Source organism: Actinomadura vinacea, from assembly GCF_039532545.1.
Lineage (GTDB): Bacteria > Actinomycetota > Actinomycetes > Streptosporangiales > Streptosporangiaceae > Spirillospora > Spirillospora vinacea.
Genome location: NZ_BAAARW010000024.1, coordinates 321,644 through 338,814, shown reverse-complemented (window position 1 = coordinate 338,814; position 17,171 = coordinate 321,644). Strand labels below are relative to the sequence as shown.

General features: G+C 69.7%; 18 protein-coding genes and 1 pseudogene. 10 read left to right on the top strand and 9 right to left on the bottom strand.

The window, feature by feature from the left end:
• Together ABD340_RS33025 and ABD340_RS33020 are read left to right on the top strand one after the other, a co-directional pair.
• Window positions 1–217, top strand: a pseudogene (locus ABD340_RS33025) (glycerol kinase); the annotation flags it as partial.
• A gap of 120 nt (window positions 218–337) precedes the next feature.
• On the top strand, window positions 338–2,002 hold the full coding sequence (locus ABD340_RS33020) for a glycerol-3-phosphate dehydrogenase/oxidase (RefSeq protein WP_344594333.1): 1,665 nt from the start codon (window positions 338–340) through the stop codon (window positions 2,000–2,002).
• A 474-nt stretch (window positions 2,003–2,476) separates the two neighbouring features.
• Here ABD340_RS33020 and ABD340_RS33015 read toward each other — a convergent pair whose 3' ends face one another.
• Both ABD340_RS33015 and ABD340_RS33010 read right to left on the bottom strand, forming a co-directional pair.
• Window positions 2,477–2,938, bottom strand: coding sequence for a serine integrase family protein (locus tag ABD340_RS33015; RefSeq protein ID WP_344594331.1), 462 nt, complete (start codon window positions 2,936–2,938; stop codon window positions 2,477–2,479).
• Between the two features lie 161 nt (window positions 2,939–3,099).
• On the bottom strand, window positions 3,100–3,723 hold the full coding sequence (locus ABD340_RS33010; protein ID WP_344594330.1) for a TetR/AcrR family transcriptional regulator: 624 nt from the start codon (window positions 3,721–3,723) through the stop codon (window positions 3,100–3,102).
• Window positions 3,724–3,927: 204 nt separating this feature from the next.
• Here ABD340_RS33010 and ABD340_RS33005 point away from each other — a divergent pair, with 204 nt between their 5' ends.
• From ABD340_RS33005 to ABD340_RS32990, 4 genes are all read left to right on the top strand, one after another.
• Entirely contained in the window at window positions 3,928–4,743 is an 816-nt protein-coding gene (locus tag ABD340_RS33005; protein WP_344594329.1) for an oxidoreductase, read from the top strand.
• Window positions 4,744–4,851: 108 nt separating this feature from the next.
• Entirely contained in the window at window positions 4,852–5,694 is an 843-nt protein-coding gene (locus tag ABD340_RS33000) for an alpha/beta fold hydrolase (protein WP_344594328.1), read from the top strand.
• 426 nt (window positions 5,695–6,120) lie between these two features.
• A complete protein-coding gene (locus tag ABD340_RS32995) occupies window positions 6,121–6,324 on the top strand; it encodes an alpha/beta fold hydrolase (RefSeq protein WP_344594326.1) in 204 nt (67 codons plus the stop codon).
• 68 nt (window positions 6,325–6,392) lie between these two features.
• Entirely contained in the window at window positions 6,393–7,412 is a 1,020-nt protein-coding gene (locus ABD340_RS32990) for an NAD(P)/FAD-dependent oxidoreductase (RefSeq protein ID WP_344594325.1), read from the top strand.
• 173 nt (window positions 7,413–7,585) lie between these two features.
• On the opposite strand, the gene ABD340_RS32985 is transcribed toward ABD340_RS32990, so the two are convergent.
• Window positions 7,586–7,960, bottom strand: coding sequence for a hypothetical protein (locus ABD340_RS32985; RefSeq protein WP_344594351.1), 375 nt, complete (start codon window positions 7,958–7,960; stop codon window positions 7,586–7,588).
• On the opposite strand from ABD340_RS32985, the gene ABD340_RS32980 reads away from it, so the two are divergent.
• Both ABD340_RS32980 and ABD340_RS32975 read left to right on the top strand, forming a co-directional pair.
• The gene (locus ABD340_RS32980; RefSeq protein WP_344594349.1) at window positions 7,845–8,768 is read left to right on the top strand and encodes an MFS transporter; all 924 of its coding nucleotides are present in this window, start codon (window positions 7,845–7,847) and stop codon (window positions 8,766–8,768) included. The genes ABD340_RS32985 and ABD340_RS32980 overlap by 116 nt on opposite strands.
• A gap of 429 nt (window positions 8,769–9,197) precedes the next feature.
• Window positions 9,198–10,607: a DUF4158 domain-containing protein gene (locus ABD340_RS32975; RefSeq protein ID WP_344594323.1), complete on the top strand. Its 1,410-nt coding sequence runs from the start codon at window positions 9,198–9,200 to the stop codon at window positions 10,605–10,607.
• Here the strand turns inward: ABD340_RS32975 and ABD340_RS32970 are convergent.
• Together ABD340_RS32970 and ABD340_RS32965 are read right to left on the bottom strand one after the other, a co-directional pair.
• Window positions 10,489–10,923: a tautomerase family protein gene (locus tag ABD340_RS32970; RefSeq protein WP_344594321.1), complete on the bottom strand. Its 435-nt coding sequence runs from the start codon at window positions 10,921–10,923 to the stop codon at window positions 10,489–10,491. The genes ABD340_RS32975 and ABD340_RS32970 overlap by 119 nt on opposite strands.
• A 16-nt stretch (window positions 10,924–10,939) precedes the next feature.
• Complete coding sequence (locus ABD340_RS32965) at window positions 10,940–11,554, bottom strand: TetR/AcrR family transcriptional regulator (RefSeq protein ID WP_344594320.1); 615 nt, start codon at window positions 11,552–11,554, stop codon at window positions 10,940–10,942.
• A 164-nt stretch (window positions 11,555–11,718) separates the two neighbouring features.
• Here ABD340_RS32965 and ABD340_RS32960 point away from each other — a divergent pair, with 164 nt between their 5' ends.
• The gene (locus ABD340_RS32960; protein ID WP_344594318.1) at window positions 11,719–11,880 is read left to right on the top strand and encodes a hypothetical protein; all 162 of its coding nucleotides are present in this window, start codon (window positions 11,719–11,721) and stop codon (window positions 11,878–11,880) included.
• 12 nt (window positions 11,881–11,892) lie between these two features.
• On the opposite strand, the gene ABD340_RS32955 is transcribed toward ABD340_RS32960, so the two are convergent.
• Entirely contained in the window at window positions 11,893–13,245 is a 1,353-nt protein-coding gene (locus tag ABD340_RS32955; protein WP_344594316.1) for an isochorismatase family protein, read from the bottom strand.
• Window positions 13,246–13,359: 114 nt separating this feature from the next.
• Entirely contained in the window at window positions 13,360–13,626 is a 267-nt protein-coding gene (locus ABD340_RS32950; protein WP_344594315.1) for a hypothetical protein, read from the bottom strand.
• 489 nt (window positions 13,627–14,115) lie between these two features.
• On the opposite strand from ABD340_RS32950, the gene ABD340_RS32945 reads away from it, so the two are divergent.
• Entirely contained in the window at window positions 14,116–15,063 is a 948-nt protein-coding gene (locus ABD340_RS32945) for a LysR family transcriptional regulator (protein WP_344594314.1), read from the top strand.
• Window positions 15,064–15,597: 534 nt separating this feature from the next.
• Here the strand turns inward: ABD340_RS32945 and ABD340_RS32940 are convergent.
• On the bottom strand, window positions 15,598–15,945 hold the full coding sequence (locus tag ABD340_RS32940) for a DoxX family protein (protein WP_344594313.1): 348 nt from the start codon (window positions 15,943–15,945) through the stop codon (window positions 15,598–15,600).
• 150 nt (window positions 15,946–16,095) lie between these two features.
• Window positions 16,096–16,977, bottom strand: coding sequence for a sigma-70 family RNA polymerase sigma factor (locus tag ABD340_RS32935; RefSeq protein WP_344594311.1), 882 nt, complete (start codon window positions 16,975–16,977; stop codon window positions 16,096–16,098).
• Between the last annotated feature and the right edge of the window lie 194 nt (window positions 16,978–17,171).

The following is a 17,171-nucleotide window of genomic DNA, read 5'->3' as shown; positions in this document are numbered from 1 at the left end:
GGTCTCCAAGCCCGTGGTCGCCGAGACCACCGCACTGGGCGCCGCCTACGCCGCCGGCCTGGCCACCGGGTTCTGGAAGTCCACCGCCGAGCTGGGCAGCAACTGGAACGAGGACCGCCGCTGGGAGCCCGCCTGGGACGCCGGGCAGCGCGAACGCGGCTACACCGGCTGGAAGAAGGCCGTGCAGCGCACCCTGGACTGGGTCGACGTCGACTGACGGCGCCGTCCCCCGACAACCGGGAGGCGGGGCCGGACACCGGCACCCGGCCCCGCCTCACGACGGATCGTCTTCTCTTGTCCTGCCCCGCCCGAAGACCGGGCTCCATGGAGGATTTCGGTGACATCGACACCCCTGGGACCGCAGTACCGCGAGGCCACCCTCCAGCGGCTGGCCGACACCGAGTTCGACGTGCTGGTGGTCGGCGGCGGCATCGTCGGCGCCGGGGCCGCCCTGGACGCCGTATCGCGGGGCCTGTCGGTCGCGCTGGTGGAGGCCCGCGACTGGGCGTCGGGGACCTCCTCCCGGTCCAGCAAGCTCGTGCACGGCGGGCTGCGCTATCTGGAACAGCGCGATTTCGGGCTGGTCCGCGAGGCCCTGCGGGAACGCTCGCTGATGCTGACCCGACTGGCGCCCCACCTGGTGCGGCCGGTGCCGTTCCTGTACCCGCTCAAGCACCGGCTGTGGGAACGCTGCTACGTGGGCGCGGGTGTCACCCTCTACGACAGCATGGGCGGCTCCCGGGTGATGCCCCGCCACAAGCAGCTCACCCGCGGCGGCGCGCTGCGCGAGGCGCCCGGACTGCGCTCGGACGCCCTGGTCGGCGCCATCCAGTACTACGACGCCCAGGTCGACGACGCCCGCTACACGATGATGGTCGCCCGCACCGCCGCCCACTACGGCGCGTGCGTGGCGACCCGCACCGAGGCGACCGGGTTCCTGCGCGAGGGCGAGCGGGTGACCGGCGCGGCCGTGCTGGACGCCGAGTCCGGCGCGGAGATCGCCGTACGGGCCCGCCGGGTCGTCAACGCCACCGGAGTGTGGACCGACGGCGCCGGGCGGATGGCCGGCACCCGCACCGCCTTCAGCGTCCGCGCGTCCAAGGGCGTGCACCTGCTGGTACGCCGCGACCGGATCGCGCTCCACACAGGGCTGATCAGCCGTACCGCCAAGAGCGTGCTGTTCGTCATCCCGTGGGGCCGGCACTGGATCATCGGGACCACCGACACGGCTTGGGAGAACGGCCCCGAGGGCCCGACCGCCGACGGCGCCGACGTCGACTACCTGCTGGAGCAGGTCAACGGGCTGCTGCGCGTCCCGCTGGAGCGCCAGGACGTGGAGGGGGTGTACGCGGGCCTGCGGCCGCTGCTGTCGGGCGAGGCCGATGACACCACCCGGCTGTCGCGCGAGCACACCGTCGCCGAGCCCGTGCCCGGCCTGGTGGTGGTGACCGGCGGCAAGTTCACCACCTACCGCGTGATGGCGCAGGACGCGGTCGACGCCGCCGCCGAGGGCCTGGACGGCAACGTGCCCGACTCGGTCACCGCCCGCCTGCCCGTGCTGGGCGCGGTCGGGTACGAGGTGCTGTGGAACGACCGCCGCAATCTGGCCGCCGACTCGAGCCTGCACGTGGCGCGTGTGGAGCACCTGCTCAACCGGTACGGGTCGTGCGTGCCCGAACTGCTGGCCCTCATCGCCCAAGACACCTCCCTGGGCGAGCCCATCCCCGGCGCCGAGGACTACCTGCGCGCCGAAGTCGTTTACGCCGCCTCCCACGAGGGCGCGTTGCACCTGGAGGACGTCCTGGCCCGCCGCACCCGCATCGCGATGGAGGAACGCGACGGCGGCCTGGCCGCCGCCTACCACGTGGCCGAGCTGATAGCGCCCGTGCTGGGCTGGGACGGCGGCGACGTCGCCGCCGAGATCGAGCGCTACATCGAGTACGTGCGCTCCGAACGCGGCGGCGACGACCGCGACCCCGCCACCTGCCCCGCACCCGCCTGACCCGGGAGAAAACCGTCGGGCCGGACCCGGGGTCGAGGAACCTGCGGACCGCCGTTGGCGCCGAGAATGATCTCGGCCTGGCGGGCGGTTGGAACGTTCGCTTTGTAACGCATTGAATACTGTGAGTTGACTACCGGTGGGCCGGTCCTACTTTGCGGGGCTATGCCGGTGGATTTGTCTGATGAGCAGAGGGCGGCCTATGCGTCGTTCGTGGAGCTGCCGACGCATTCGCATCGCCTTGCCATGCAGATCACCACGGTCCGGTTCAAGGGGTTGTTCCTGGGGCGCCGTTAACGAGCGGCGAACCAGGTGACAAGTAACCCCTGAGTAATTTTCGGAGCCGGATCTTCCTCGTCGGACTCGTCGTGGCCCTCGTCCTCGCGGGGATCGGGCCAGCGGCCGAACGGGGCCGACCTGGCCAGGGCGTTCGGCTCCGAGTGCCCCGGGCCCTTCGTACGGTGCGGCGCAGCGGGATCACGCGTGCTCCCCTTGGTGTCGGGCACGCGCGAGCAGCGCGGCCACGACGTCGTTCGCCTGGTCCTCGGTCTGTTCAACGACCGTGCCCGCCGCGTCGGTGGTGCCGCTTCCGGGCCCGGTGAGGTCCACCCGGGTCGGCCGGCGCGGGGCGATGATCTCCGGCCCGGCCGGGGCGCCGGTCTCCTCGGCTTCGGCGAGCGCGCGGTAGACGGAGGCGACCGAGGGGTGCTGTCCGGCGTTCTTACCGGTCTTGATGGTCAGCTTCTTCGCGATCTCGGGGACGGGGACGCCTTTGCCCTTCAGTGCGCGGGCGAAGGTGAGCATGTCGTCGTCGATGACCTTCGGCCGTCCGCCGTGGTTGCCCTTGGCCGCGGCGGTCACCTGGCCCTCCAGGGTCTTCTCCCGGATGTAGTTGCGCTCGATCTGGTCAAGGGCGGTGCAGTGCAAGCCCGGCGACACCGCGCATGCGGTGGAGCAACTCGACTGGATGCGGGCGCAGTTCTTCGCCAACCGCCCAGACGACCGCCCGGCGGCGCGTCAACCTACGGGCCATGCCTCCGCGGCGTCGAAGTGGGCCGACCGCATCAGATGCCTGTGCAACGAGGCCGGCCGTGCCCTTCTCAGCGGTGGCGCGGGCGAGGCAACAATGCGAACGCGCTCTCCGCAATCGAGGTCAGGCGGGCGGGACTGTGGCCGTACGCGCCTACGACATCGATCCCGCGGATGATGGTCAGCAGAAGGTACGCAAGGTCGTCGGGATCCGCGTCGGGGTCGATGTCGCCGTTGCGCTGCGCCGCTCGCACACACTCGGCCACCGCCGTCGCGACCACAGAGAAGCAGTCGTTGGCCAGGCGTTCCACCTCGGGGTCGGAGGCGCCGATCTCCAGGGCCATCTTGGCGGCGAAGCAGGCCGCCGCCGCCCGGTCAGGGGCGGGGGGTACGTCGGCGGCGAGTGGCACCCCGTGGACGGCGCGGAGCAAGTACCCGTGCAGTCGTTCCAGGGCGCCCTCGTCCGGTCCGGCGAGCGCCTTCCGCGGACCCTGCCCCAGCCGGGCGAAGTACCCGGCCATCGCCTCCAGCAGCACGCCGTGCTTGCCGTCGAACGCGGCATAGAGGCTGCCGCGGCCCAGGCCGGTGGCGGCGCTGATGTCGTCGACGCTCGTGCCGTTGTAGCCCGAGGCGCGGAACTGCCGCTCGGCGGCATGGAGGACGTGGTCGCGGTCGAAGCTTCGTGGTCTCGCCATACACAGAAGGTAAAGCCGCCCCGCCCTTCTTGACAACTCAGTACAGAACTACCTAGGTTTCTGACTGTTCAGTACACAACCGTCCTGAGCTCACCGGACAGGCTTGGTCCGGGCTTGCAGGACCGGGGCGGACCGTGTCGGCCTCAGCGCGGGCGACCCCGCACAGCGCACGACAAAGTCATGCCCACAACCGAAGGAACCAACATGCAGACAGCTCCCCCAGTGGCCCTCGTGACGGGCGCCTCCTCCGGGATCGGGCGGGCGGCGGCGCTCGCCCTCGTGGGCGCCGGCTTCGCGGTGGTCGGCACGAGCCGCAACGCGGCGAACGCCGAGCCGCTCGCCGGGGTGACGTTCCTCGATCTCGACGTGGCCAGCGACGAGTCGGTCCGCTCCCTGGTCGAGGAGGTGATCGAGCGGTTCGGCCGGATCGACGTCCTGGTCAACAACGCAGGCGTGGGCGCGGTCGGCGCCGGCGAGGAGAGCTCGATCAACCAGACCAAGGAGGTCTTCGACATCAACGTCTTCGGCCTGATTCGGATGACAAACGCAGTGATGCCCCACATGCGCGCCCAGGGCAGTGGCCGCGTGGTCAACGTCTCCTCGGTACTCGGTCTGATCCCAGCCCCCTTCATGGCCATCTACGCGGCCACCAAGCATGCGATCGAGGGCTACTCCGAGTCCGTCGACCACGAGCTTCGCGAGCACGGCGTCCGGATGCTGCTGATCGAGCCGGCCTACACAAGCACGGGTTTCGAGGCGAGCAGCATGGCACCCGACTCGCCCCTGCCGATCTACGCCGCACAGCGGGAGGTCTCCCGAGACGTGCTGGCCACGGCCTTGCGCAACGCCGACGACCCGGACGTTGTCGCGAAGGTGATCGTCGCGGCCTCCACCGATTCCAAGCCCAAGCTCCGGTACACCGCCGGCTCGATGGCCGGACGCGTCAGCGTCCTGCGCCGGATCGTGCCCTCGCGCGCCTTCAACAGACAAATCCGCAAGCTCAACCGACTGGCCGGCTGACCCCGCAGTACACCCGGCGCCTGAGGAGACGCACATGTCCAAAACCAGAGACACCGAAGCCAGCATCAGCATCTCTCGTCCGACCGCTCTTGGAGAAGGCTGACACACATGGAGTTCGAACACGTCACCTTCGACCTGCCACACGGCACCTTTCACGCGCTGCAGGGTGGTGATCCCGATGGTCAACCGACGCTCGTCTTGCACGGCTTCCCGGACCATCCGCCGACCGCGAAGCCATTCCTTGCCGAGCTCGGCCGCCGCGGACGTCACGTCGTCGCACCCTGGCTTCGCGGTTACGCGCCGTCCCCGACCGCGGGGCCGTTCGACTTCGCAGCCCTCACCAGCGACGTGCTCGCACTGATCGACCGCTGGTCTCCGGGGCGAGCCGTGGAGTTGGTTGGCCACGACTGGGGCGCCCTGATCACATACGATGCCTGCGTCACCGCGCCGGAGCGGATCGAACGCGCGGTCACGCTCGCAGTCCCCCACCCACTCACGTTCCTGAGCCGGCCGCGCCCCGCTCAGCTACGCCGGAGCTGGTACATGGGGCTCTTTCAACTGCCGGGAAGCGGCTGGATGGTCACCGCCCGCGATCTCGCCCTCATCGACCGCCTCTGGCGTCAGTGGTCGCCCAGCCTCTCGCTCGATCCAGCTCTCCAGGCGGAGCTACACGAGCACCTGCGGGCGAGCATGCCCGCGCCTCTAAAGTACTACCGGGCGATGCTGCGACCCGGCATGCTTGGGGCGACGCGCCGCCTGTCTCAGCCGATCGCGGTGCCCCTGCTGCAGCTTCACGGTGCCGACGACGGCTGCATCCTCCCCCCGCAGGTCGACGACCGACATCGGTTCGCCGCCCCGCACGCGCTGGAGGTCGTCCCCGACGTCGGTCACTTCCTGCACATCGAGGCCCCCGAGGCGATCGCGGAACGGATCGCGGCATGGGCCGAGTAGCGGATCACTCGACCCTCGCGGCGAGACCACCGGGATGGGCGGCGCGGGGCGGACTCTGACATGGCGTTGTTGCGGACGGCGGGAGGGGGCGGATCTCCTCGTTCTCCTCGATCGTGACCCCGGGCGCCTCGCCGCCGTCAATCTCGGCCTGGGCGCCCCAGCGCCACAACGAACTTCTGCCTACCCCGACCTGCTTGGACACCGTCAGCACCGCCGCGGTATTTGGTCGGGTACTCGGCACGGCGCTACAGCACCAGCCGACGGCTCGGGCCCTCAGCTCGGGATCCAACTCTTCGGCATGACATGCATCCTTCCAACTCAGAAAGATGCGACATCAAACCGGCCGTACTTGACAACTCAGTACAGAACTGCCTAGGTTTCTGACTGTTCAGTACACAACCGTCCTGAGCTCACCGGACAGGCTGCGTGCACGCCTGGCGCCTCACCGTCCCGTCGCTCTACCTCCACGGGGCCGACGACAACTGCATCTCCGTGGAGTTGAGCGACGGCATGGACGACCTGTTCACGAACGGCCTCGAACGCATCGTCATACCCGGCGCAGGGCACTTCCTGCACCTCGAACAGCCCAAGACGGTCGCCGACCACATCCTGGGCTTCCTGAACGGCTGACCCCTCTCCGACCACCCAGAACTCGAAGGGCTGACCGAACCATGACTGACAAGGAAAGGCAGGAGGCCATGGCTGTGGCGACTCCTCCGTACGCGAGCGACGCACTGGCCGAGGGGACCGTCGACGCGGTGGTGATCGGCGGGGGCGCCGCGGGGCTGAACGGTGCACTGATCCTCGCCCGCTCCCGCCGCTCGGTCGTCGTGATCGACAGCGGCTCCCCGCGCAACGCGCCCGCGAAGGCCGTGCACGGCCTCCTCGCCCTGGACGGCACCCCGCCGCCCGAGATCCTTCGACGGGGCCGGGAGCAGGTGCGCCAGTACGGCGGACGCGTCGTGTTCGGCGAGGTGGTCTCGGCCGAGTCCGCCGCCCCGTCGGCGGACGGGGACCTGCGGTTCACCGTCACCCTGGCCGACGGCCGCAGCATCACCGCCCGCCGCATCCTGGTGGCCACCGGCCTCACGGATGTGCTGCCACAGGTGCCCGGGCTCGCCGAGCACTGGGGGCACAGTGTGGTGCACTGCCCGTACTGCCACGGCTGGGAGGTGCGCGATGAGCCCATCGGTATCCTCGCCACCGGACCGGTCTCCATCGGCCACGCGTTTTTGTTCCGTCAGCTGACCGAGGACCTGACCTACTTCACCCACGGCACCGACCTGGACGAGGACAGCCGCGTCCGCTTCGCCGCCCGCGGCATCCGCGTCATCGACACCCCGGTCACCGAGGTCGTCAACGACGAGGACGGTGCACTCGCCGGAGTGCGCCTGGCCGACGGCCAGATCGTGGCCCGCCGCGTCCTCGCGGTCGCCGCGCCCTTCCAGGCCCGCACCCAGGGCCTGGAAGGTCTGAGCCTGCCGGTGCAGGACCTGCCGAACATGGGCCGCGGTTTCGCCTCCGGCATCGCCGGCACCACCGAGGTGCCGGGTGTGTGGGTGGCCGGCAACGCCACCGATCTGACCGCCCAGGTCGGGGCCTCCGCAGCGGCCGGCGCACTGGCCGGCGCCGACATCAACAGGATGCTGGCCACCGCGGACACCGACGCGGCCCTCCAGAGGATCGCCGAGGGAAGCCCCAAAGCGGCCACACGATGATCTCGAAGCCCTGAGATCTCAGCCCGTCACCCGCTCGCCTCACCTTCATTGGTGAGAAACCGATCTGTTTCCAGACGGTTTTCAGCCATGCCCAGCAAGCAAGGGGAAAAATGAGTACCAGCATCGACCGCGGGGCGCCCGCCTCCGGAAAGACAGACTAGGGCCTTCGCGGCTCACATGCCGTGCGCTGGTGGGTGCTGGTCGTAATAGGCATGGCACAGCTCATGGTCATGCTCGATGCGACCGTCGTGAACATCGCGCTGCCCGAGGCGCAGCAAGACCTCGGCTTCAGCGACGGCAGCCGGCAGTGGGTCATCACGGGTTACGCCCTGGCGTTCGGCAGCCTGCTGCTGCTCGGCGGCCGACTCGGTGACCTGTTTGGGCCGACGTACCCTCTTCGTGATCGGCTTGGCAGGTTTCGGGGCCGCATCCATTCTCGGCGGCTCGGCCTCCAGCTTCGAGATCTTCGTCGCGGCACGCGTGGCCCAAGGCCTCTTCGCTGCACTGCTCGCACCCGCGGCACTCTCACTGCTCAGCGTGACCTTCACCGAACCGTCCGAAAGGGCGAAGGCCTTCGGTATCTTCAGTGCGTTGGGTGGTGCGGGCGGCGCGATCGGGCTGCTGCTCGGCGGCATGCTCACCGAATGGGCGTCGTGGCGCTGGGTGATGTACGTGAACGTCGCCTTCGCGGCCCCCGCCCTGATCGGTGCATTGCTGCTGCTGGCCAAGCCCGTGATCACCAAGAAGCCCAAACTCGACATTCCGGGCATCGTCGTGGTGAGCGCCGCGCTGTTCGCCATCGTCTACGGGTTCGCGCACGTAGAGTCCACCAGTTGGACCGACCCGGTCGCACTCGGCTCCATGATCGTCGGCGCGGTGCTGCTCGTGGTGTTCGTATGGCTGCAGTCCAAGGTCGCGCATCCGCTGCTGCCGCTGCGCCTCGTGCTGGACCGGACCCGCGGTGGTTCGCTCGCGGCGGTGTTCGTCATCGGCATGGGGATGTTCTCGATCTTCCTGTTCCTGACCTACTACTTTGCGGCCAGCCTCGGCTACTCGCCGATCAAGACCGGTCTGGCGTTCCTGCCGATGGTCGCGGCCGTCGTCGTTTCGTCGACCACGATGTCTTTGCTGGTGCTGCCCAAGGTCGGCCCGAAGATCGTCGTCAGCGCCAGCTTCCTGGTCGCCGCAGCCGGTATGGCCCTGCTGACCCGGCTCGAGCTGGACAGCACCTACGCCGCCCACATCATGCCCGGCATGATCCTGCTGGGTCTCGGCCTCGGCGGGGTGATGACCACCGCGTTCCAGGGGCGACCTCAGGCCTGCACCGCGATGACACGGGCGTCGCCTCGGCGCTGATCAACACCGGTCAGCAAATCGGCGGCTCCATCAGTACGGCGCTACTGACCACCGTTGCCTCGTCGGCCACGACCGACTACCTGACTTCGCACAGGCCCAGCGCGCTGGCCGCGGCGCAGGCCGGGGTCGAGGGCTACACGGCCACCCTGGCGTGGGGCTCCGGGTTCTTCGTGGTCGGTGCGGTGATCGCGGCGTTCCTGATTCCGAATCGGGCTCTGGAGCCGTCCGAGGGCGAGCCCGTGATGGCCCACTGAGCTCCAGGCGCCCGGGCGGGGACAGTGACGGCCCCCGCCCGGGGCGCCTGCCGGGTGCGTCTACCAGGTCTGCCCGCCCGACCGGGGCACTTCGCTGATATCCGCTCCCGCTGTGCACCGGCGCCCCCTACCGTCCGGTCCGACATGTGATCACGGGGGCGGGCGGAGCCGAGCAGTGGGGCGGGATCTGGGCCTGGACGGGGTGGTGGACCACTTCACCCTGAACAGCGACGAGGCGGGCTGGCTACGGAACAAGACCGGCGCCACCAGGCTGGGCTTCGCCGTTCAGCTCAAATTTCTGCTCTGGCGCGGCCGGTTCCCCCGGATGCGCCTGGAGCTGCCGCCCGACGCTATCGAGCACGTCGCCAAGCAGGTCGGCGTGGCCGCGTCCGAGCTGGCCTTCTACGACTTCACCTCCTGCGCCGCCAAGCGGCACCGCAGCGAGCTGCGGGATCTGACCGGCTGGCACGAGTGCACCAAGACCGACCAGGTGAAGCTCGTCTCGCACCTGGTGGACGTGATCTGGCACGACGAACGCCGCGAGGAGCAGGTGCGGGCCGAGTTGCTGCGGCAGATGCGCGCGGGCCTGATCGAGCCGCCGACCGCGGCCCAGGTCGACACGATCGTCCGCTCCGCGCTGCACCAGGCCGACGAGCGCGCCGTCGCCGAAGTCGCCGCCCGCCTCGCGCGGGCCGAGGGCTGCACCCGCCGGCTGGACGCGCTGGTCTTCACCGACCCGACCGCCGAGCAGGGCGACACGGCCGCCGAGGACGACGGCACCGACCAGGATGAGGACTTCGTGGAGTCGGTCCTGGCGGACATCAAGGCCCACCCGGGCAACGTCAGCCTCAACTCGCCGCTGGACGAGATATCCAAGCTCAAGCAGGTCCGCGCCGTCGGCGTCCCGGAGAAGGCGTTCGCCGGGATCGGCGTGCAGGTCATCAACGCCTGGCGGGCCAGAGCCTCGGCGTCCTCACCCAGCCACCTGCGGCGCTTCAACCCCGAGCTGCGGCACGTCCTGCTCGCCGCCCTGGCCGAACAATTCAGGGCCTCGGGCTTCGCCCTGGAATTCCTCAGCGGCGAGCTGCAGGGCTCGCACGACCCGGCCGGGATCGCGTTCACCGTGCTGGCCGCCCAGTCGGGCATGGAACGCGAAAACATCCGCGACCGCACCCTCGAAGGCCACGATTCCGCGCGCAGCCGCGGCAAGACCATCGGCGGCGCCGGCGTCACCGACGAAGCCATGCTCTCCCACGCCCTCCACCTGCGCGAACAGAACCACAGCCTGCGCGACATCGCCGCCCGCCTCGTCATCGCCACCGGCAAGAAGAAAGGCCGACACCCTCACCCGCAACCGTCATGCGCATGCTCCGCGACCACGACGAACAAACCGGCCACCTCGACCGCAGCCGATTCCCCGGCCTACTTTGCGGCTCGCCGCAGCTTCAGGAGTTCCGGGCCGTGTCTCATTCACCCGGGGCGATACGGCGATCGGCCATCGGCGATGCCGGGCCGGGAGACACGACGTACTGCGCTATCCCGTTGCCGAGCGACCAGTCGATCGCCTGGTTCTCGGTCACGGTGATGAACACGTTGCGCGGCTCGGTCCCGGCGTACTGGTGGGTCAGTTCGGCGATCCGCCGGTACAGCGCCTGTTTCTGGGCGGGTGTGCGGCCGGCGCGCATCGTGATCGCGACGTAGACGATGCCGTCGTCGCGGTGCACCCCGAGGTAGTCGTCGTAGCGCAGCGTGCTGCTGGTTCCGTCGTGGCTGGTCAGGATCTGGAACCGGTCGTCGGGCGGGAAGCCGATCGTCTCGACCAGTGCGTCGTGCACGGCGCGGCCGAGCGCGTCGAGCCGATCGCCGTCGGCCCCCAGCGCGTCGATGCGAACCAGAGGCATGTCAGCGGTTCTCCCTTCACTGATGCGGGTCATCGGGGTGCTGGGCACCGGGGTCAGGGTGCGGCGGGTAACGGACGTGCCCGGCGAGCAGGCCGAGGGCGCCGTCGATGGCCTGGGCGTAGATGCCGGGTGAGCCGGCGGAGCGGGCCAGCACATAGCCGCCCTGCACCACCGCGACCAGCGCGGCGGCCGTGGCCGCAGGGTCGAGCCCGATGTCGAGCTCGCCGTTGGCGCGGCCCTCCGCCAACAGCCCGGCCAGCCGGTCGGTGAGCCAGGCGAAGACGTCCTGGACCGGCCTGCGCAGTCGCGGATCCGCCATCACGTCCGGGTCCTGTGTGAGGCGCCCGACCGGGCAGCCCTTCACCGCGTCCCGTTCCCGCCGCAGGTAGCCGGTGACCCGCTCGACCACCGTGCCCGGGCGGGCGAACTCGACCTCCGCCGCGGCCTTGAGAGCCCCGGCGCTGCGACCGATCGCGGCGAGCGCCAGGGCCGGCTTGCCGTCGAAGTGGTGGTACATGCTGCCCTGGCCCGCGCCGGAGCGCTGCTGGATCGCCTTCGGGCTGGTGCCCACGTACCCGCGCTCCCACAGCAGCTCGCGGGTGCTCTCGATGAGCCGCTCCCTGGTATCCATGACCACGATCATACATACTAGTAGGTACAGTCGCGGCCCGGCCGTCCGGCACATTGATCCGGCAATGCCGCCACGAGCGACCACGCCATCGCGCCCATCGACCCCGAACGGTTGCCCTTCGACTCGGCCGCGTCCCGCGGCCCCGAGGCAGCCTCTTCCCGGTCGTGATCAACCGGTGGGGTCCCCGCGATGGCGACGACGACCTGATCAAACCGATCCGCGAGTGCGAGATCCACACCAACGCCGCCGAGAAGGGGCTGGTGGTCACCCGGTACGCCTCCAGCGGCACCGCGCTGCGAGCCCGCAAAGGCCAAGGGCGGCCGTAGCCGTCCGCTTGGTCATCGTGGACTTTCCAAACCGCGGTCGATGGCGTCGGCGTGTTGCCTCAGCCAGGCGATTTCATGGTGCAGCCAGGATCCGGGGGCGGCGACGCGCCCGGCACGTTCATGAAAGTCGCGCTCGGCCTCGACCCGGGCAACGATGCGCCTGCCGAAGCCCCGCCGGTACTCGTCCTCGAGCCCGTAAACGTCGAGGAAGGTGCGCAAGAGGGCCAATTGGCGGTCGAGAGGGCCGGTGATGTCGGCGCCGAGCAGCCACAGCCAGGCGGCGTAGGCGAGGTCACGCGTGCGGGGGCCGGGGGCGGCCTGGTCGAAGTCGAACGCGGAGACAGGAAGGCCTTCGACGAAGGCGACGTTGAGCGGGGAGAAATCGTTGTGGCACACCGTCTGCCGGCCACCCGCGATCGGCGTGCCGGCGGTCGCGTCGTGCAGCCGGCGCAGCAGCCGCGCCGCGGCGGTGATCTGGGCGGGCGACCAGTCACGGGCCCGAAAGGCGGTCGTGGTTTCACCGTGCTGGAAGCTGAGGATCTCGCGCCCCCTGCCATCGGTTCCGAGCAGCCTCGGCGCGGCGTCGCAGCCGACGTCCTCGAGATGCCGGAGCAACCGGTGCACGAACGGCGAGTGCGGCCCGATCGGCCGCCGCACCGTGTCCCCGACACGGACGACTCCCTTCGTGATCCGGCCTCCGGTCAACGGGATCTCCAGTTCCTGTTCCGTGCGCGTCGGCGCTTGACGGCCGGTCTCTGACGGCGCGGGATGGGCCACGCGCAGGAGTGAGCGCAGTTCGGCGGTGTCGATGATGTGGGCCAGTCTCGGGAAGACGCTGCTCATCAGGGTCTGGTGGGTGTGGGGGTCCGGGTCGGTGACGCCGTCGGACAGGATGTAGAGCTGGTAGTCGTGGTCGGCGGCGTCGGTGACGGTGGAGGCGCCGCTGGTGGTGATGCCAGCGATGACCAGGGTGGTGATTCCGCGGTCCCGCAGTTGCCGGTCAAGGTCTGTCGTGGACAGTGCGCCGTAGCGGGTTTTGCGGATGGTGATGTCGCCGGGCTCGGGAGTGAGCTGATCGTGGATGGCTGTGGCGGGATCTGTGTGGTGCAGGAGTCGCTGCCGGCCGATGAAGGAGAAGGTCTTGTTGGCCGTCGGGATCGCCGCCCAGTCGGCTTCGGTGAAGCCGACGCGCACATGGGCGATGGTGGCGCCGTGCGCACGCATGTCGGCGATGACGCCGGCCACCCGTGATAGCAGCGCTTCCGGGTCGGCCAGGTCGGGGAGGGAGGCCAGGACTGCCTCCTGGTAGTCCATGACGAGCAGTGCGGTTGTCCGGGGGGCTAGCGCCGGGGTCGTGACGGTCATGTCTCTCCTTAGGAGGTGAGGGGTGTTCTGGCTCGCGAGAGTGCGCGCCGTGCCGGCTGGGGCCTGCCAGCGGCCGTGGTTACGGGGGCGTTTTCCGAGCCTGCGATGGTGGCTTCACTGTCTGGCGGGTTCGGCCGGCGTGGCCGGTGCGGCGGCGATGGTCGTGCGCAGCGGCAGTTCCCTGATCAGCAGGGCGAGGGCGGCCGCCATCACCGCGGCGGCGGTGAGGAAGGCGATGTCCAGCGCGCTGGTGAAGCCCTGCCGGAAAGGCCGGGCGAGAACAGGGTGCAGGTGTTGCAGGAACGCTGTGTTGTCCAGGGCGGACTGGGCGCCGTCCGAGGCCAGGCGCAGGGGTTCGGTCTGTTCGCGATGTTGCGCCACCGCGGTGTGGAAGGCAGGGGTGGGACTCGCTCGCGTAAGCCGTCCTGATCGTGCTACCGGCGGTGCTGTATGTGATGGACAGGAACACCGCCGTGCCCAGGGTGCCACCTATCTGTCGGAAGAAGGTGGTGGACGAGGTGGCTACGCCAAGGTCGGCCTGGGGGAGCGCGTTCTGCGTGGACAGCGTGATGGTCTGTGCGTACAGGCCCGCGCCGGTGCCGAGCAGGAACGAGCCCGCTACTGGTAGGACCTTGTAGCGGCCGGTTCGCGAGGTGAACTGGCCGGCGATCACGGCGTAGGTGGCGACGAAGGCGGCGAGCATCAGGCCGGACAGGATCACCAGCACCTGACGTCGGCCGTGGCCGTCTGACGGGGTCACTTATACTCCTGGCGGTTGTCATGACATCCTTGGCGCCGCTCATCAGATCGGAGCTTGCCGTGCGGTGTCCAACAGCCGACACGCCGCCAGCGGACAACCAGGAGTTGTGAATGGAGCTCGATCTGGGTGCCGTCCGGGCCTTTCTCGCCGTCGTCGACGGCGGGCATTTCACCGAGGCGGCCGACCGCTTGGGCATGACCCAGCAGGCCGTGTCCAAACGGATCGCCAGGCTGGAATCGGACCTGGGCGTGCCGCTGCTGAACCGCTCGCGCGCCGGAGCCAGGCCTACCGAGGACGGTGCGGCCTTCCTCCCGCAGGCCCGGGCTCTGATCAGCCTGGCCGACCACGCCACCGCGATGCTCCGCGCGCGCGGCCGCGCCCTGCGCATTGACGTGCTCGGCCGTGCCGCGGCACCCATCGACATCGTTCGGGACTTCTATGAGGCCGGTGACGTCGAGGTTGACATCGTCGTCTCCCGCGGCACCGTCTCACGGTGGACGGCGCTCACCGACGGCTCGGTCGACGCGGCGTTCGGCCGCGTGAACGGGCCTCTTCCTCCGGGGATCGAGCGCATGCCGGCCTGCCTGGAGCCGATCCCCATCCTGGTCGGACACCGGCACAGGCTGGCCAGGCGCAAGCGCATGCCGATGGGAGACCTTTCGGGCTTGACGGCGTGGATGCCCGGCAACGCCCGCGACAGCGAGTGGGCAGAGTACTACCGCTTCCTCAGCGCCGAGTTCGGCGTCCAGATCGACACTTCCGGGCCGGTCTTCGGTCGTGACCACATCATGGAGAAGGTCGGAGCCTCATCGGACCTCATCATGTTCGGCAACAAGGCACAGTTTCCCGGGTACCCGGAGGTCGTCCAGATCTCCGTCATCGATCCCACGCCGGTGTACCCCTGGTCCCTCATGTGGCACGAGGCGAACCGCCATCCGTCGCTGCCGCTGCTCATCGCCCATGTGAAGAACCACTTCCGTGCCTTCGCCGCCGGGGATCAGTGGCTGCCCGCCCGGGACCGCCCCCTCTTCCCGGCCGATCCCGAACCAGCCCTTTAGGAGGACTGCAAGCCCTCGGCGTGTTGGCGGTCGGTGCTGCTCAGCACTCCGTCTCGGCCGTAGAGGTTTTTGTCGTCGGCGCTGTTCCGGCTCTCCAGCACCTGCCCTCGTGGATTTCCTGGCGGACAGGGTGCGGATGACGGGTCCGAGCTCGTCCAATGCCAGGGAGACCGGGTGCTTTGGGCCAAGAGCGGCGGTGGCATGACGCCTGCCGTGGGACAGGCAACCGGCCGGTGACCTCGAATGTCCCGGTCGCCACAGCCACCGGGCCGACTTCAGGAGCTATCGGTGCGGACGGCGTGGCATTGGCCCGCTCGAGCCGGGTCTTGCCGTGGGCCGGGTTCAGGAACTGGCTGGGGAGTGAGGAGCGGCCAGTGGCCGCTCCTCACTCCCATCCTCGTCCTTCTCAGCCGTGGGGGACCAGACCGAATACCGCCCGAGCCGGCGTCAGTCCGTCGGGCGGACGCGGGGACCCGATTGCGTCCGCATGCGGTTCCCATGGTCGGTGGCATCAGACTCGGGGGTTTGAGGCCATTAGGCGGCGGAGGCCAGGGCGAGGGTGGCGGCGACGGGCGCGAGGTAGAGCAGCGGGTAGGGGATGTGGGTGTAGGAACGGGCACGCACGATGGTGATGACGGCGCCGGTGAAGTACAGGATCAGGGCGATGCCGGCCAGGGTGCCCAGGGCGGGCACGAGCAGGCCGGCCAGCAGGCCTGCGGCTCCCGCGGCCTTGGCGGCGCCGAGCCAGGGCCACCAGGAGCGGGGGACGCGGTACTCGGTCAGCGGTTCGACGACCCACTGGGCGCGGGTGAGGATCGCGTAGGCGGAGAAGGCCACCCAGGCGGCGGCGAGAACGGTGACGACGATGTGAGCGGTGGACATCTGAGGCGCTCCTTGCCTGTGGTGCCGGGGCGGTGCCGCTCCGGCGGGTGAGTCCGTCACTGCCCTGACCCGGTCCGGGAGGCCGATGTGACCGGCGGGCTTGTGTGACGTGTGTCACCGGAGGCTTGCGGCGGGGAGCGTCTGACGGCGTCAGTCGAGGACGGCGAGTTGGAGCCGGTGGAGGCGGTCTGGTTCGGCGATGACGTCGATGGTGGCGATGAGGCCGTCGGCGATGGTGAAGGCGAGCGCCACGCGCAGGCGGCCGCCGGGTGCCATCACGAGGCCGACCGCGCCGTCGATGAGAGCCATCCCGGTGAACCGGGCCCGCTGCACGGCGGCCAGCGCGCCCTCGGCGACGGGTTCGGCTCCGAGGACCGTGATGGGCTCGGGGGTGGGGATGACGGCCTTGTCGGCGTGCAGCACCACGTCGGGGTGGAGCAGGGTGACCAGTGCCTGGAGGTCTCCGCCGCGGGTGGCGGCCAGGAAGGTCTCGACGATCTCCCGCTGCCGGGTGAGATCGGCGTCGGGTGCGGGGGCGGCGCCTCGCACGCGGCGGCGCGCACGGCTGGCCAGTTGCCGGGTCGCGTCCGGGGTGCGTTCCAGCATCGGGGCGATCTCCTCGAACGGCACCGCGAACATGTCGTGGAGCACGAACGCGACGCGTTCGGCGGGCGTCAGCGTGTCGAGGACCACCAGCAGCGCCACTCCCACCGAGTCGGCCATCACCGCCTCGTGCTCGGGATTCCCGCCGGACGCGGGGTCCAGCAGCGGGTCGGCGGCCTGGACGTCCAGGGACTCCTCCCGCCGGTGCTCACGCGAGCGCAGCATGTTCAGGCACACTCGCGCCACCACCGTGGTCAGCCACCCGGCGAGATTCCGCACGTCGCCGAGATCGGCCCGGTCGGCCCGCAGCCAGGCGTCCTGCAGCGCGTCATCGGCCTCGCTCAGCGAGCCGAGCATCCGGTAGGCCACGGCCCGCAGATGCGGCCGGTGCTCCGCGAACCGCTCGGCCAGCCAATCGTTGTCGTTCATCGGTCACAATCCTCGGTCCCCGGGCGCCAGTGCAGCGGGCCGGCGCCACACAAGATCAAACTATCGGACGTCGGACCTTCCGGACACTGTCGCTCGCCTTGAGGAGGCCCGTGACGTTCCGGCCCAGAACTCCGGTGAGGTAGGTTCGGCTCCTGGCGGTAATGAGTGCGGCTGGGTTTCAGCTTGATGAACGA